Below are 16,231 nucleotides of genomic sequence, written 5' to 3'. Positions count from 1 at the left end.
TCAAAGCGAGGACACGATGGAATGGTTGCATGACATCTTTCACAAATCCCCGGAAATCGCGCTATTTCTCTCTCTGGCAGTTGGCTACTGGGTCGGCCAGATCAACTTCGGCAAGTTCCAGCTAGGCGGCGTAGGCGGCTCGCTGCTCGCAGCCGTCGTCGTGAGCCAGGTGGGCGTGACCGTCGACAACGGCGTGAAGTCGGTGATGTTCGCCGTCTTCATCTACGCCGTGGGCTACGACTCCGGCCCGGGCTTCTTCAACTCGCTCAACCGCAAGACATTGCGCGAAATCGCCATGGCGGTGTTCATGGCGCTGGCGGGTCTCGCCACCGTGCTGATTTGCGCGAAACTCTTTCACCTCAACAAGGGCCTCGCCGCCGGTCTCGCGGCGGGCGGCATGACGCAGTCGGCCATCATCGGCACGGCCGGCGACGCCATCGCGCGCTTAGGCCTGCCGCCCGACCAGGTGAAGGCCATGCAGGCCGACGTCGCGATCGGCTACGCCGTCACCTACGTGTTCGGCTCGCTCGGCGCGATCATCGTCTGCGTGAACATCCTGCCGAAGTTCATGGGCCGAAGCCTCAAGGACGCCTCAGCGGACGCCGAACGCGAGATGTCGGGGGGCAACGCTGCCGCGGGCCCGGGACAGATCACGGCGCTGCCCGAGCTGTTCGGGCGCGTGTTCCGGGTCGAAGCGGCCGCAGGCAAGACCGTCAAGCAGATCGAGCTGGCCGAGAGCGACTTCGTGGCGGTCGAGAAGATTCGCCGCGCCGGCAAGGTGCTCGACGCCACCCCCGACTTCGTGCTGAGCCGGGACGATATCGTGCTGGTGGTGGGCCGCCGCGAGCAGATGGTCGAAGTGGGCGCGCTGATCGGGCCGGAAGTGCCGGACTCGGGCGGCATGAGCCTCGTGATGCAAACGCGCCAGCTCGTCTTCACGCGGAAGGGCATGAACCACACGACGATTGCAGAAGTGCGCAAGAACGTGGACCGCGATCTGCGTCATGGCGTGTACATCGAGAAGATCGAGCGTGTGGGCCAGCCCGTGCCGCTCCTGCCTGAAACGAAGCTCGAGCACGGCGACGTGGTGACGATCTACGGCACGGCAACGGATACGAAGCGCGCCGTGCAGGCTGCCGGCTACGAACTCGCGTATAGCAACAAGACCGACTTTATCTACATGGGCGTGGGCCTCGTTCTCGGCTTGCTGGTGGGCCTGATCGTGGTAAACGTGGCCGGCATTCCGCTCACGCTCGGCTCTGGAGGCGGCTGCCTGCTCGCGGGTCTCGTGTTCGGGTGGATGCGCGGCAAGCACCCCATGTACGGCGTGATGCCGCCCGCGGCTTCGCAACTGCTCAAGGACTTCGGGCTTGCGGCGTTCGTGGCGGTGGTGGGGCTGAACTCGGGCCTGCAAGCCGTCGTGACCGTCAAGCAGAGCGGCCTCACCATTTTCCTGCTGGGCGTCGTGGTGACGATCGTGCCGCTCATCCTCACGATGCTGTTTGGCCGCTACGTGCTCAAGTACAACAACGCGGCCATCCTGGCGGGCGCGCTGTCCGGCGCGCGCAGCGCGAACCCGGCCTTCGGCGGGATTCTCGACAAGGCGGAGAGCGCGGTGCCTACCGTGCCTTTCGCCATTACCTACGCGATCGCGAACGTGCTGCTCACGCTGCTCGGGCCGCTCGTGGTCGGTCTTGCATGACTTGACGTCCTCCACTGCCTAAAGGCAGGGGATTCCCACACCTGGCGATGCACGTCCGCATCGGAGAATGTTTAGCGCAGCATTGGTATCACGATCATGTACGACACCACAACTACTGCAGGTCCACTCCCTTATTCGCAGTCCCGCGATACCTTTCGGCCTCGTCATGCTGTCTTTCGAACCGCACGCCGAGCAGGACTGGGTAGAACCGCTTTCGTTCACTTCCTCAAAGGTTGCTCCGTGCGCCATCGCTTTATAACGGAGCTTCTCCCGGAAAGACGACCAGGATGCGTCGTAGACGCTTTTTGCCATTCTGGTTCTGGCGAGCTTGGCGGCCGAGACGTTGCCAACCGCAATGTAGTCGAAGCGACGCACCAGATCGAGCGCGAGCTTGTGTTGGAAATCGGCGCGGGCATTCGCTACTTTGGCATGCAGCTTCGCGATATGCCGTTTGTGCTTGCGCGCACGCTGCGCCTGTGCCAGCTTGTCGGCCGCACATCGACCGAACCGGTCGTTGGGCAGTTTTTCGCCAGTGGAGAGTGCAGCAAAGTCCTTCAGACCAAGGTCGATGCCAACACCCGACCGGATTGGCCGCGCGGGTACGTCAGCAACCTCGATGACGATGTTCAGGAACCAGTTGCCGCGTGCGTCCCGGGCAAAGTTGGTGCCGTCCTTGATCTTGCCTTCAGGCAGCGGGCGGCTGTTGAACACTCGAAAGGTATTGCCAGCGAAGCGGAACGCCTCACCCTCGCGTTTGAGGTCGCGCCCCTTCAGGGGCACCCAGCCGAGAGACTTCCTGCCGCGGTAGCGCAAGTAAGGCCGCCGGTGCTGGCTGCGCGACTTCGCGTACTGTTCGCACGTCGCGTTGACCGTACCGGAGTGGACGCCGAGCTCCCTGCTGCTGCCCGTCGTCAACACATTAAGGTCGAAACCGGTCGGCCATTTCTTGCCCCACCGGAGCGCGTGCCTCTGCGTGTCATTGCAGAAGTTCCACACGTAGTTCACCGCTCGGCTCTGCTTGTTGAGCAGGCCGCTGAGCGACTTCACCCGGTAGCGGTAGACGAGGATCATGCCAGTCATTTTAACCGCGGAATGCCACTGTCAAGCAGCGGCGCCCCTTTTTCCCCCGCCATGAATGACGGGGCTTCTCGGAACAAAATCTGATGAGTCTCAACGCGGGCCGCTCATGTGAGTGCGGCTCGCCTCAACGAATCTGTCGAAACCGCGGGCCGGCGCAATGCGATCGCTCAAAGGCGCAAGCAACGCACACGGCACGCGCAACGTCTTCCAATGGAGAACACCATGGCAACGAAAGCGAAGGGTAACGGCGCGAAAGAAAAGTCAGGTCTCGATGCACTGAGCCCGTTCGAACTGAAGGACGAACTCATCAAGGCGGCCGGCGGCGGCGCGACCTCGCGCCCGGCCAATCTCGCGATGCTCAACGCGGGCCGCGGCAATCCCAATTTCCTCGCCACGATTCCGCGCCACGGCTTCTGGCAACTCGGCCTCTTCGCCATGCGCGAGTCGGAGCGCTCGTTTGCCTACATGCCCGAGGGCGTGGGCGGCTTCCCGCATCGCGAAGGCATTGTCGAGCGTTTCGATCTGTTCGTGCGCGAGAACAAGGGCCAGCCCGGCATCGACTTCCTCGCGGGCGCGGTGTCGTACGTGCGCGACCAGCTAGGCCTCTCTGGAGGCGAGTTCCTCTATGAGATGTGCGAAGGCATCCTGGCCTGTAACTACCCGGTGCCGGACCGCATGCTCAAGCTTTCCGAAATCATCGTCGGCCAGTATCTGCGCCGTGAGATGATCGGCAAGCATCCGTTCGTCGGCGAGTTCGACGTGTTCGCAGTGGAAGGCGGCACGGCGGCGATGACGTACATCTTCAACACGATGCGCGAGAACTTCCTGATCAAGGCGGGCGACACCATCGCGCTCGGCATGCCGATTTTCACGCCGTACATCGAGATCCCGGAACTCAACGACTACCAGCTCAACGTGGTGCATCTGGACGCCACGGTGGAGAACAACTGGCAGTACTCGAAGAAGGAACTCGACAAGCTGCGCGACCCGAAGGTCAAGGCATTCTTCCTCGTGAACCCGAGCAACCCGCCTTCGGTGAAGATCGACGACGCGAGCCTCGAGTACATCGCCGAGATCATCAAGGAACGTCCGGACCTCATCCTGCTGACCGACGACGTGTACGGCACCTTCGCCGACAACTTCGTCTCGCTCTTCGCGCTCGCGCCGAAGAACACGATTCTCGTGTACTCCTACTCAAAGTACTTCGGTGCGACGGGCTGGCGTCTCGGTGCGATCGCCACGCATCGCGACAACGTCCTCGACCATGCGCTCGCGAAGCTTCCGAAGGACGAGAAGAAGGAGCTGCACAAGCGCTACGAGTCGATCACGACCGAGCCGGACAAGCTCAAGTTCATCGACCGTCTGGTGGCCGACAGCCGTACGGTCGCGCTGAACCACACCGCCGGCCTTTCCACGCCGCAGCAGGTGCAGATGGTGCTGTTCTCGCTGTTCTCGCTCATGGACACGCCCGACGCGTACAAGAACGCGCTCAAGCGCCTCATCCGCAACCGCAAGCGCGCACTCTTCGAGGAGATGGGCGTGCCCTACGCCGAGGGCGATCCGAATCAGGTCGACTACTACACGATCCTCGACATGGAGTACATGGGAGAGAAGCGCTTCGGCCGCGAGTTCGTCGACTGGCTGCTCAAGCAGGTCAAGCCCAACGAACTGCTGTTCCGTCTTGCGGAAGAAGCGCGCGTGGTGCTGCTGCCGGGCAAGGGCTTCGGCACGCCGCATCCGTCGGGCCGCGTGTCGCTTGCGAACCTCAATGAGTCGGACTATCGCAAGATCGGCCGCGCGGTGCGCAAGCTCACCGAGGAGTATGTAGAGCGCTATAACGAGGCCACCGGCAAGAAGCTCGATCCGACGGCGGTGAAGAAGTAAGGGCAGGCGGCGCGCAGCCGCCTCGAGTCCCGATTCGTCTGAAGTCCGGGCCGCATCCGGCGTGGTTTGCCGGGTGCGGTTTTTTTATGGTTCTTCGCAGAGTTCCGGGGTAGGGCTCTGTTCGACCCGCAAGCAATCTTCGGCTCACGCGATAGCATTCGCTCAATTGCCGGAAGACAGTGTGGATCAGCTGTCCAGAAGGATTTCAAGCGTCGTCGATCAAGCACATTGAGAACCACATCGGGGTCCATTTGCGGATGGTTGTTGAAGTGCATATATCGTTTGCTGCGCGTCGTCCGGCGCACACCAACCGAAGCCGGGAGCGTGATTGCGTTTGGGGTGCGACAGAAGGTCGAGCCGGCAACGTCGCTTGTAATGACCGATCCAGCCGTGACAGTCGGGTTCTCGCCCGGGGAGCGAAAGGGCGGCGCGCGTATGCCGCCAGTGTGATAGAGCGCGCCCCGCATCCAGGTGGGCGCTGGGCGAAATCATGTGTGCCGGTAGAACGCTCGGGCATAGAGGGCCGCGGTTGTGGCGACGCCTGTATCGCTCGCCAGGCGTAACGGACAGTCGCACAGTCGAGGGCTCCTGGCCGCGAGGCATCTCATGATGATTGCAGTAATTTTCATGAAATTACTGCAATGATGGTCTCACCTTTTACAGTAAAATTTAAAAAACTACTGCAATTTTCTGACATGCACGGACTTCCTCTTTACCAGCGACACGATCAGGCATTCTGCTCCCAGTACGCGAACGTCGAGCAGGCGGCCATCAGCCAGGGGCGGATTCTCGTGGGCGCGCCTGGCACGATCACCGAGCACCATCGCGGTAACGCTGTTTACTACTATCGGCAGTTCATGAACGCGGAAGGCAAGCGGCAGCAGGAGAGTCTTGGCGGACCCAAGGGCGATCCGGCGGCCGACGAGCGCGTCGCTGCGGTGATGGCACAGATCGAGCAGTCCAAAGACCTCATCAGCCGCATCCGGGAGCTCGCGAAGCTCAGCTTCCAGATTGCCGACAACAAGACCTACGCGACCATGGCGGTCCTCCACAATTACGGACTTTTCCAGGCCGGCGCGATGCTCATGGGCTCTCACGCGTACGCGGTTCTGCTCAACAGCCTTGGCATCAAGGCGCTCGCCTATGAGACCGAGGACATCGATATCGCGCGCGCCCGCCAGCTCGCGCTACAGGGTGTGCCGTCGGGCGGCCTGCTCGAAATCCTGAAAGAAACGGGAATCGACTTCGTGCCGGTGCCGGGGTTCAACAGGGGCGATCTGCCCACGTCGTTCAAGCAGGCGGGTCGGACGCGTTTTCAAGTCGATCTGCTTGTGCCTTCGAAGGACAACACATTTCCGACCGTCGCCGTTCCAGAGCTCGGTGCGCATGCGAGCGGCATGCCTTATCTCGCCTATCTGCTCGGCCAGTCCCACATTGGCACGCTGCTTTCAAGGCACGGCGCGGTGCCGGTTCGCGTGCCGGACCCCGCGCGCTTCGCGATCCACAAGATTCTCGTTTCACGCTTGCGCACCCACATGCTGGTCAAGTCGCAGAAAGATGTCCAGCAGGCGTGCGTGATGCTCGCGATGCTCGGCGAGCACAGAAGCGGCGATATCGAGCTCGCCTGCTCGAATCTCCCGAGGTCTGCGCGCCCAATGGTTCGCCGTGCGCTGCCGGAGGTACGCAGCGCGCTCGAGGCTCATGAAGGCGCACTATTCGAATTTGAGGAAAGCATCGACGCCTGACACGCGTCCCGCACTCCCCGACCGGGCCAGATGACTGAAAGATCGTAGTCGTCGCTCCCCGGAAATGCGCGAGGAACCTTCTTTATTCGGCTCGTTGCCCGGCGGGCTTGCTGGCGCCGCTTGCGTTTTGTGCGCCCTGCGCGGCGTGCTTACGCACGCTCTTGCGATGGAGCGAAACCGAAAGCGCCACGGCCGAAGCCGCCGCGATGGCGGCGAAGAGAAACACCGACCCATACCCGAACAGATTCGCCACATAGCCGGCGAGCGGGCCGGTAATGCCCAGCGAGAGGTCGAGGAACACGGAGTAGGCCGAAAGCGCCGCGCCGCGGCTGGCGGGCGGCACGAGCCCGACCGCCTCGACGCCGAGCGCCGGGAACACGAGCGCGAAGCCGAAGCCGGTGAGCGCCGCGCCCGCGAGCGCGACTTGCGGCGTGGGCGCGAGCCACAGCAGCAAGAGGCCCGCGCATTCGCACGAGAACGAGACAATGGCGACGCGGAAGCCGCCGAAGCGTTTGATGGTGTTGGCGAACAACAGGCGCGCGCCGATGAACATCAGACCGAACACCGTGAGCGTGAAAGCGGCGTTGGGCCAATGGCGCGCGGCGTAGAACAGCGTGATGAAGGTCGCGATGGAGCCGAAGCCCGCCGAGCCGAGCGCGAGGCCGATGCCGTGCGGCAGCACACGCGTGAACACGCTGCGGTACGACATCCGCTCGCCGTGCACGACCGGCACCGGCGCGATGGGTCGCGCGAGCCAGAAGCCGAGCGCGGCCAGTGCGATGACCGAAACGCCGAGTATCCAGTAGCCCAGGGCGTGTGCCATCACCACGCCCAGCGGCGCGCCGATCGCGAGCGCGCCGTAGGTGGCGATGCCGTTCCACGAGATCACCTTCGCGTTGTGCGCGGTACCCACGCGGCCGATGCCCCAGAGGATCGCGCCGGTGCCGCACAGGCTTTCGCCGCAGCCGAGCAACAGGCGACTCACCACCAGCAGCGCGAGCGAGAGGCCGGGCCAGTGATCGACGAGCGTGCCGAGCAGCAGCAACACGCCGCTCGCGCCGCAGATCGTCAGGCCGATCGTCACGGTTTTCTTTGGCCCGAGCGTATCCGCCGAGCGGCCCGCGAGCGCGCGCGAGCAGAGCGTGGCGATGTACTGCACGCTGATCGCGGCGCCCGCCACCACGGTGCTGAAACCGAGGTCGTTGTGCACGTAGCCCGGCAGCACGGCGAGCGGAATACCGATCGTCAGGTAGCAGAGGAAGGTGAAAAAGACGACCGGAATGATCTGCAGGGTCGTCGACGCGGCTTTGCGCGGGGGCGCCAAATCAACGGACATGGGGAAAACGCGGATGGAAAACGGCGGGAAAGGCGTGATTGTCACATGGAACCGGTTTTTATGCAGAAATTGAAAAGCTGTTCCGGCCGGTGGAACACGCGATTTCTGCGCTGATGACGGCTTTTTGCGGTCGATAGCCCCGCCGCGAAGTTCCTGCGAATTTGCGCGACGTTGGAAGCAATACGCGCGATGGCGCTGGCCTGGTCCGACCGTTCGTGCGCAGATATCGCCATTTGAACGGGTAAATGGTCAGTCGAATATGTCCGATAAACACAAATGGCCTGTGAAGTCGCGCAATTGAGACATCTCAACATAAGCACAGCCGCACTGCAGCACACCGATTTATCGATTCAACGATATATCCCCCATGCTCCTCTAGCTATGGGTTGCCAATATTGGCAGTGATACTTTTCGAACCGTCCACTCGAGCGGCACACGCCTTTTGCGAGCCGCGTCCAACGACGAGCCAGAATCCATGAGCCAGCCGATCCGCTTTTACCACCGCAACGCGATTCGCGAAGTCAGCGACGCGGGCGTCACCCGCACCGTTCTCCAGTACCTGCGCGAAGACGCGCGCTGCACCGGCACCAAGGAAGGCTGCGCCGAAGGCGACTGCGGCGCCTGCACGGTCGTGGTGGGCGAGCGCAACGAGGCGGGTGGCGTGAGCTTCAAGGCCGTCAACGCCTGCATCCAGTTCCTGCCGACGCTCGACGGCAAGGCGCTCTTCACCGTCGAAGACCTGCGCCAGCCGGACGGCTCGCTGCACCCCGTGCAGCAGGCCATGGTCGACTGCCACGGCTCGCAGTGCGGTTTTTGCACGCCGGGCTTCGTGATGTCGATGTGGGCGCTCTACGAGAAGCATGGCCACGAGCACGCGGGGCACGCCGCGCATGTTAGCCAAAGCGCGTGCGCGGGCAAGGGCGCGTGCAGCGTGCCTTCGCGCGACGAGATCGCCAATGCGCTTACGGGCAACCTGTGCCGCTGCACGGGCTACCGGCCGATCCTCGACGCCGCCGAACAGATGTTCCAGACCGGCGCGCCGAAGCAGCCCATCGACGTGAAGGCGCTCGCACAAACGCTCGCCACGCTCGAACGCGAGGACACCTTCCACTACGAGCGCCGCGGCCAGCACTACGACGCGCCGCGTACCGTCGAGGCGCTCGCCGCGATCAAGGCCGCGCGCCCCAACACGCGCATTCTCGCGGGCAGCACCGACATCGGCCTGTGGGTCACGAAGCAGATGCGCGAACTTGGCGACATCGTCTACGTGGGCCAGGTCGACGCCATGCGCCGCATCGACGTGAGCGACGCGTGGATCGAGATCGGCGCGGGCGTGAGCGTCGAGCGCGGTTATGCGGAACTCGCGAAGCATTACCCGGAACTCGAAGAGATGTGGCAGCGCTTCGCCTCGCTGCCCATCCGCAACGCGGGCACGATAGGCGGTAACGTCGCGAACGGCTCGCCCATCGGCGACTCGATGCCGGGGCTCATCGCGCTCGGTGCGCGCGTGGTGCTGCGCGGGGGCGAGATCGAGCGCGAAATACCGCTCGAAGACCTCTACCTCGCCTACCAGAAGAAGGACATGGCCGAGCACGAGTTCGTGCTCGCGCTCAAGGTGCCCACGCGCACCGGCGCACGCGCGAAGCTGCGTTTTCGCACTTACAAGGTCTCGAAGCGCTTCGACTCGGACATCTCGGCCGTGTGCGCCGCTTTCGCCTATATCGCCGATGGCGACGTGATCCGCGAGCCGCGCATTGCGTTCGGCGGCATGGCCGCGACGCCGAAGCGCGCGATCCACGCGGAAGGCGTGCTCGCCGATGCGCAATGGCACGAAGCCACGGCGCAGGCCGCGATGGTCGCGCTCGGCAACGACTACGCGCCGCTTTCCGACATGCGCGCGACGAGCGACTACCGCCTCGAAGCCGCGAAGAACACGCTGTACCGCTTCTGGCTCGAAACGCGCCCGCATAACCCGCTGGCGCCGCAAGCGCTCAACGTGCGCAACGTAGCGGCAGCGACGGCTTGAGACATTCAGGAATCGGAAGAGAAATACGGAGAACGAAACAATGAACCAGCAAGCCGAACCGTTCCTGGACGAACTCAAGGCGCGTGAGCCCTTCGCGCAAGTGCACGTCTCGCGGCCGCACGAATCCGCGCATCTGCACGTGAGCGGCCGCGCCACCTATACGGACGACATTCCGGTCGTGGCCGGCACGCTGCACGCCGCACTCGGGCTCTCGCAGAAGCCGCACGCTCGCATCGTTTCGATGGACCTCGCCAAAGTGCGCGCGACGCCTGGCGTCGTGGCGGTGCTCACGGCCGAGGACATTCCCGGTGTGAACGACTGCGGCCCGATCATCCACGACGATCCCGTGCTCGCCGACGGCCTCGTGCAGTACGTGGGCCAGCCCATGTTCATCGTGGTGGCGACTTCGCACGACACGGCGCGCCAGGCCGCCCGCCGCGCCGAGGTGCAGTACGAAGAGCTGCCCGCCGTGCTCACGGCGCAGCAGGCGCGCGCCGCGCAGCAGTCGGTGCTGCCGCCGATGAAGCTTGCGCGCGGCGAGGCGTCCACGCGCGCCGCGCGCGCCGCGCATCGTCATGAAGGCGAGATGCTGCTGGGCGGCCAGGAGCAGTTCTACCTCGAAGGCCAGATTGCCTACGCGGTGCCGAAGGACGACGATGGCATGCATGTGTGGTGCTCCACCCAGCACCCGAGCGAGATGCAGCACCTCGTCGCGCATGTGCTGGGCGTCGCCGCGCACAACGTGCTCGTGGAATGCCGCCGCATGGGCGGCGGCTTCGGCGGCAAGGAATCGCAGTCGGGCCTCTTTGCCTGCTGTGCCGCGCTCGCCGCCTGGACGCTCCTGTGCCCCGTGAAGCTGCGCCCCGACCGCGACGACGACATGATGGTCACGGGCAAGCGCCACGATTTCCACTACACGTACGAAGTGGGCTACGACGAACAGGGCACGATCGAGGGCGTGTCGGTCGACATGACGTCGCGCTGCGGCTTTTCCGCGGATCTTTCCGGCCCGGTGATGACGCGCGCCGTGTGCCACTTCGACAACGCCTACTGGCTGCCCGACGTGTCGATCGCCGGTTTCTGCGGCAAGACCAACACGCAGTCGAACACGGCGTTTCGCGGCTTCGGCGGCCCGCAGGGCGCGTTCGCGATCGAATACATCATGGACGACGTGGCGCGCTCGCTCGGCCTCGACTCGCTCGACGTGCGCCGCCGCAATCTCTACGGCAAGACGCAGAACAACGAAACGCCCTATGGCCAGGTCGTGGAGGACAACGTCATTCACGAGCTGATCGACGAGCTGGTGGAAACGAGCGGCTATCGCGCGCGGCGCGCCGCGATTCGCGAATTCAACGCGAACAACGAGGTGCTCAAGAAGGGCATTGCGCTCACGCCGGTCAAGTTCGGCATTGCGTTCAACGTCACGCACTTCAACCAGGCGGGCGCGCTCGTTCACATCTACACCGACGGCTCGGTGCTCGTGAACCACGGTGGCACCGAAATGGGCCAGGGCCTGAATACGAAGGTCGCGCAGGTCGTGGCGCACGAGTTGGGAATCGAGTTCGGCCGCGTGCGCGTGACCGCCACGGATACGAGCAAGGTGGCGAACACTTCCGCCACGGCGGCATCAACTGGCACCGATCTGAACGGCAAGGCGGCACAGGACGCCGCACGCCAGTTGCGCGAGCGCCTCGCCGCGCTCGCGGCGACGACGTACGGCAAGGGCGAAATCAACGCCGGCGACGTGTTCTTTGCCAACGACTCCGTGATCGTGGGCGAGACGATCGTGCCGTTCGAGACGCTGGTTTCGAAGGCCTATCTCGCGCGCATCCAGCTCTGGTCCGATGGTTTCTACACCACGCCCAAGCTGTACTGGGATCAGGCCACGCTGCGCGGGCGGCCGTTCTACTACTACTCGTATGGCGCGGCGGTATCGGAAGTCGTGATCGACACGCTCACGGGCGAAATGCGCGTGCTGCGCGCCGATGCGCTGCACGACGTGGGCGCGTCGCTGAACCCGGCGCTCGACGTGGGCCAGGTGGAAGGCGGTTTCATTCAGGGCATGGGCTGGCTCACCACGGAAGAGCTGTGGTGGAAGCCGGACGGCAAGCTCATGACGCACGCGCCGTCTACCTACAAGATCCCGACCGTGAACGACACGCCTGCGGAATTCAACGTGCGGCTCTTCAAGAACCGCAACGCGGAGGACAGTATCCACCGCTCGAAGGCCGTGGGCGAGCCGCCGCTGTTGCTGCCGTTCTCGGTGTTCTTCGCGATTCGCGACGCCGTGGCGAGCGTGGCCGACTACCGCTTCAATCCGCCGATGAATGCGCCGGCCACCGCCGAGGAAATCCTGAAGGGCGTGGGCGCGGTGCGGGCGATGGCGCGCGAGGGGTCCGCAAAATGAATCGTCATCCTGAGCATTGCGTGCGCGTCGACGAAGCTGGGCGCGTGATCATCGGCCGTCGCAGCACGCCGGTGCCGCACTACGGGCCGATGCACATCGTGCTGTTCGGCGCCGGCCACGTGGGGCACGCGCTCGTCACGCTGCTCGGCATGCTGCCGTGCGTCGTGCAGTGGGTGGACGAGCGCGACGAGCTGTTCCCCGACGAGGTGCCCGCCAACGTGCAGATCGAGGCGACGGACACGCCGGCGGCCATCGTCGACGAAGCGCCGGCGGGCGCGTACTTCCTCGTGATGACGCACAATCACGCGCTCGACTTCGAGCTGAGCGAGCGCATCATGCGGCGGCGCGATTTCGCGTGGTTCGGGCTGATCGGCTCGAAAACGAAGCGCGTGAAGTTCGAGCGGCGGCTCATGGAGCGCGGCGTGGAGGCGCAGCGCATGGACGAGATGACCTGCCCGATCGGCGTGACGGGGATCGTCGACAAGGCGCCTTCGTCGATTGCAGTGGCTGTCACCGCGCAACTCATGCAGATGCGGGTGGCGCAGCGCCCGGCCATGGTGAGAACGGTCGCGCTCGAACGCGCCTGATTTCACAAGCCGCACAAGCGAAACGGGCGCCTCGATGATGAGGGCGCCCGTTTGCGTTGGCTCAGGCCGCTTCGAGCGGCGGCGTGGGCGTCGCTTCGCTGGTCGCGCTCGCGGCCTTCCTCGCCACGGCGCGCTTCGTCCCCCGCTCAGCGGTCAACGTTCCCGACACCTCCTCGATCAACCCGCGCAGCCATCCCACATCGCTCGGTCTGTCCGGCTGCGGATGCCACATCTGATAGCAGTGAATGCGCGGAAACGCGAACGGCGTTTCTATGACGGCAAGGGGCATGAGCTTCGCGTAATGCGCCGCGAAGCGCCGTGTCGTCGTGAAGATCAGATCCGATTGCAGCAAGACCTGCGGCACGAGCCCGAAGTAGGGCAGCGTCGCGACGATGCGGCGCTCGGCTTTTGCCTTCGCAAACCCCAGATCGATCGCGCTGGCATGTGAGCCCGTATAGGGGGTGGGCGCGAGATGGGGCGCGGCGAGATACGCCTCGCGCGTGAGTTCTCGGCGCGCGAGCGGATGATCCGCGCGCATCATGCAGACGACCTTGTCGGAGAAGAGGTCGCTGCGCGCGAAGCGCGCCTCGGGCTTCGGCCAGTTGCCGATCACGATGTCGAGCTCGCCCGCGTCCAGCGCGCCGTGATGGTCGAGCGTGGGCGAGAGCGAGAGGATTTCCAGCCGCGCTGCCGGCGCCGTCTCGCGAAAGCGCGCGATGAGCGTCGGCATGAAGAAGTCGTTGAGGTAGTCGGGGGCGGCGAGGCGGAACGTGCGCTTCGAGCGCTCCGGGTCGAAGTCGCCGTGCGGCGTGGCCACGAACTCCACGTCGCGCAGCACGCGCTGCGCGTGCTGCAACAGCGACTCGCCGTACTCGGTCGGCACCATGCCGGCCTTGCCGCGTACGAGGATCGGATCGCCCAGGATCTCGCGCAGCCGGCGCAATGCCGTGCTGATGGCGGGCTGGGTCTGGTTCAGGCGCAGTGCGGCCTGCGTGACGCTGCGCTCGACCAGCAGCGTGCGCAGTACGCGCACCAGCCAGATGTCGAGGGTGAGGGCGTTATCGTCGTCCATGGAGCGTGGCGGGCAAGGGCGCGTGCGCGAAGACGCACAGAGTTGCGCGCACGGATTCACCCATAACCATATGCCTGCTCGCGCGCCACCGCTATAGGGCGCGCGGCATGACCGGCATCAGAAGGGCGCGCGTTGGATGTTTCTGCGGCGCGTTGCCCGTCACTCGGTAACCGGCTTCGTGAGCCCCGAAGGTAGCGTACTGATGCGCTTGACCTCGCGCGAGTCGAGCCAGTTCGGGCTGCGCGCGCAATAGAGCACCATCGGCAAGGCGTCCTCGCCCCAGAAGAGCTGCTTGTTCATCCAGAACGTCGGTACGCCGAATACGCCCATCGTGATCGCGTCGTTGGTGTTGCGGCGCAACTGCGCACGCACGACTTCTTCCTCGATCAGCGACTCGCCGTGCGCAATGCCCACGCGCTCGCAAAGCTGCTCGAAGCCCTCGTCGCTCGACGGGTCGCGCCCCTCGCGCCAGATGAAGCGGAAAATCTCGCGCACGCACGCGAGGTCGCCGCCCGCCGCGACGGCGAGCAGCATCGGCCTGACCGAGTCGAACGGGTGCGCGGGCGGCATCTTGAACGGAATGCCGAGCTGCTCGGCGCGAAAGAGCGCGTGCCGGTACGTGAAGATGCGCTTGGCCGGGACCGCGGAACCGAACGGCTGGCCCCAGTGCCGGTATAGCTCGGAAAGCAGCACGGGCGTCGGCACAAAGTCGAAGCCGGGCCACTTGTCATGCTGTTCCAGCAACAGATACGAAAACGGCGACACGAAGTCGTAGAACCAGGCCGGCTGGCTGGCGTCGATGCCGTCGATCATGCTGTTCCTCCGCTCTTGGGCGATATCCGGGCCATTGCTTGCATGGCCGATTGTTCGGTTCAAAATGCGTGCAGCGGCGCTAATGCGTGCGCTCGCCTGTTTCATTGCCGCCGCTTTCGTTTGCATGGCTCGCCTCTGTACCCGCTGTGCCTGCGTCGTTGCTCCCGCCTTCCGCCGCCTCTGCCGCTTCGGTGCTTTGCGCTGTCCGCTCCTCTTCAGCACCAACGCCTGCCTCCGGCGCTTCACGCGTCCCGGAGAGCCGCGTGCGCACGAAGCCGATATGTTCGCGCAGCACGTAGAACTGTTCCGCATAGGCGAGCGGCATTTTCATGCCGTTTACCGACTCCTCGATCTTGTCGAGCTGGCGGATCAGCGCGCGGCGCTCGGTGGGCGAGTTGTCGGCCATCGCGGCGCGCTCGAGCGCGATGAGCGAGCCGTACCAGCGATAGATGCGCGATTTTACCCGCCAGGCGTAGAGCGAAGGCACGATCCGCATGCCCGGAATCAGCACGACGATGATCGGCACGAGCAGCACCACGAGCCGGTCGGCGAGGCTCGCTACCCAGAAGGGCAGCACGCGGTAGAGGAAGCTCTTGCCCGACTTGTAGTAGCGCGCGGCGTCGGCGCTGATCGGGAAGTCCTGGGCGCGCGGCGCGGGGAATTCGCCGGCGCGCTGCAGAAGTGTGGAGCGGCCGTGCACTTCCTTGGCCGCTTCGATCAGGAGGTCGGAGAGCGCGGGGTGCAGCGAGTCGCGCGCGACCAGCTCGGCCGTGGGCGCAATGAAATGCAGTGGCGCGGGCGGCAGGTTGCGGCCGAAGTCGAACGCGCCCATCGGGATCGTGATGGCCGTGAGGTACGGAAAGCGCCGTGCGTAGGCGTCGGCCTGGACGAAGTCGAAGAAGCGCACGCCCGGCATGCGCATGAGGCGTCCCATGACGGGCGGCTGCGCGGAGTCGCCCGCGAGAATGGCGACGTCGATCTTGCCTGCCACGAGTTCGCGTGCGGCGTCGTCGCCGGAAAGCGGCAGGAGCTTCGTCGCGCCGCCGGGCTCGATGCCGTTCGCCTTGAGCAGGTTGAGCGCAAGCTCGCGCGTACCGCTGCCCTCGGCGCCGATGGCGACGCGCTGGCCTTCGAACTGCGAGAGCCGCGTGGCGACGGGGCCGTGATAGAACACCACGAGTGGCACGTAAGCCACGCTGCCGAGCGAGACGAGGCCGCCTGGCACTCTGTTCGCGAGGCCGTCCTGCACGAACGCGACGTCGACGTTCGACTTCGGGTCGGCGAGGCGCTGCAGGTTCTGCGCCGAGCCCTCCGATTCGAGCACGTTCAGCGTGATGTTGTTGCGCGCGAGGATAGCCTTGTACTTTTCCGCGGCGTTCCAGAAGGTGCTGCCCTTGGGCCCGGCGCTCATGGTGAGCGTGTTGGGCGGCGCGGGCTGGATGAGGCGCACCGCGAGCCAGATGGCCGCCGCGCTCACGAGCAGGATGGGACCGAATGTGACGGCCAGGTCGCGCCACGATATCGCCACGAAGCGCGCGACGAGACGGGGAGGAGGTTTGCGGCCGGTGCGGGACTTCAT

Annotated in this window: 11 protein-coding genes; 6 read left to right on the top strand and 5 right to left on the bottom strand. The window is 64.8% G+C overall.

Annotated elements, in window-relative coordinates; translation table 11 throughout:
* Window positions 1–16: 16 nt before the first annotated feature.
* Window positions 17–1,702, top strand: coding sequence for an aspartate-alanine antiporter (gene aspT / locus M3I54_RS10185; protein WP_254335329.1), 1,686 nt, complete (start codon window positions 17–19; stop codon window positions 1,700–1,702).
* An 18-nt stretch (window positions 1,703–1,720) separates the two neighbouring features.
* Here aspT and M3I54_RS10180 read toward each other — a convergent pair whose 3' ends face one another.
* Window positions 1,721–2,773, bottom strand: coding sequence for a transposase (locus M3I54_RS10180; RefSeq protein ID WP_254335756.1), 1,053 nt, complete (start codon window positions 2,771–2,773; stop codon window positions 1,721–1,723).
* 231 nt (window positions 2,774–3,004) lie between these two features.
* Here M3I54_RS10180 and M3I54_RS10175 point away from each other — a divergent pair, with 231 nt between their 5' ends.
* Entirely contained in the window at window positions 3,005–4,666 is a 1,662-nt protein-coding gene (locus tag M3I54_RS10175; protein WP_254335327.1) for a bifunctional aspartate transaminase/aspartate 4-decarboxylase, read from the top strand.
* Window positions 4,667–5,361: 695 nt separating this feature from the next.
* On the top strand, window positions 5,362–6,411 hold the full coding sequence (locus M3I54_RS10170; RefSeq protein ID WP_254335325.1) for a GSU2403 family nucleotidyltransferase fold protein: 1,050 nt from the start codon (window positions 5,362–5,364) through the stop codon (window positions 6,409–6,411).
* Between the two features lie 82 nt (window positions 6,412–6,493).
* Here the strand turns inward: M3I54_RS10170 and M3I54_RS10165 are convergent, their stop codons facing one another.
* Window positions 6,494–7,747 carry an MFS transporter gene (locus tag M3I54_RS10165; RefSeq protein ID WP_254335323.1) on the bottom strand — a complete coding sequence of 418 codons (1,254 nt, stop codon included), beginning with the start codon at window positions 7,745–7,747 and terminating at the stop codon, window positions 6,494–6,496.
* A 475-nt stretch (window positions 7,748–8,222) separates the two neighbouring features.
* Between M3I54_RS10165 and xdhA the strand changes: the two genes are divergently transcribed.
* From xdhA to xdhC, 3 genes are read left to right on the top strand one after another with little or no spacing between them, the layout of a single operon-like run.
* Window positions 8,223–9,773: a xanthine dehydrogenase small subunit gene (xdhA, locus tag M3I54_RS10160; RefSeq protein WP_254335321.1), complete on the top strand. Its 1,551-nt coding sequence runs from the start codon at window positions 8,223–8,225 to the stop codon at window positions 9,771–9,773.
* A 40-nt stretch (window positions 9,774–9,813) separates the two neighbouring features.
* Window positions 9,814–12,180, top strand: coding sequence for a xanthine dehydrogenase molybdopterin binding subunit (gene xdhB, locus M3I54_RS10155; RefSeq protein WP_254335319.1), 2,367 nt, complete (start codon window positions 9,814–9,816; stop codon window positions 12,178–12,180).
* On the top strand, window positions 12,177–12,767 hold the full coding sequence (gene xdhC, locus M3I54_RS10150) for a xanthine dehydrogenase accessory protein XdhC (RefSeq protein ID WP_254335317.1): 591 nt from the start codon (window positions 12,177–12,179) through the stop codon (window positions 12,765–12,767). Before xdhB ends, xdhC begins: the two co-directional genes overlap by 4 nt.
* A gap of 61 nt (window positions 12,768–12,828) precedes the next feature.
* On the opposite strand, the gene M3I54_RS10145 is transcribed toward xdhC, so the two are convergent.
* The 3 genes from M3I54_RS10145 to M3I54_RS10135 all read right to left on the bottom strand — a co-directional run.
* Window positions 12,829–13,839 (bottom strand): LysR family transcriptional regulator, encoded by a 1,011-nt coding sequence (locus tag M3I54_RS10145; RefSeq protein WP_254335315.1) that lies wholly within the window; start codon window positions 13,837–13,839, stop codon window positions 12,829–12,831.
* Between the two features lie 159 nt (window positions 13,840–13,998).
* Window positions 13,999–14,652 carry a 2-hydroxychromene-2-carboxylate isomerase gene (locus M3I54_RS10140; protein WP_254335312.1) on the bottom strand — a complete coding sequence of 218 codons (654 nt, stop codon included), beginning with the start codon at window positions 14,650–14,652 and terminating at the stop codon, window positions 13,999–14,001.
* A 79-nt stretch (window positions 14,653–14,731) separates the two neighbouring features.
* Window positions 14,732–16,231: TAXI family TRAP transporter solute-binding subunit (locus M3I54_RS10135; RefSeq protein WP_254335310.1), on the bottom strand; the 1,500-nt coding region annotated here is incomplete at its 5' end.

The organism is Paraburkholderia sp. CNPSo 3274, assembly GCF_024206475.1.
Lineage (GTDB): Bacteria > Pseudomonadota > Gammaproteobacteria > Burkholderiales > Burkholderiaceae > Paraburkholderia.
The sequence above is the reverse complement of the archived record's forward strand: the minus strand, read 5'-3'. Positions and strand labels throughout refer to the sequence as shown.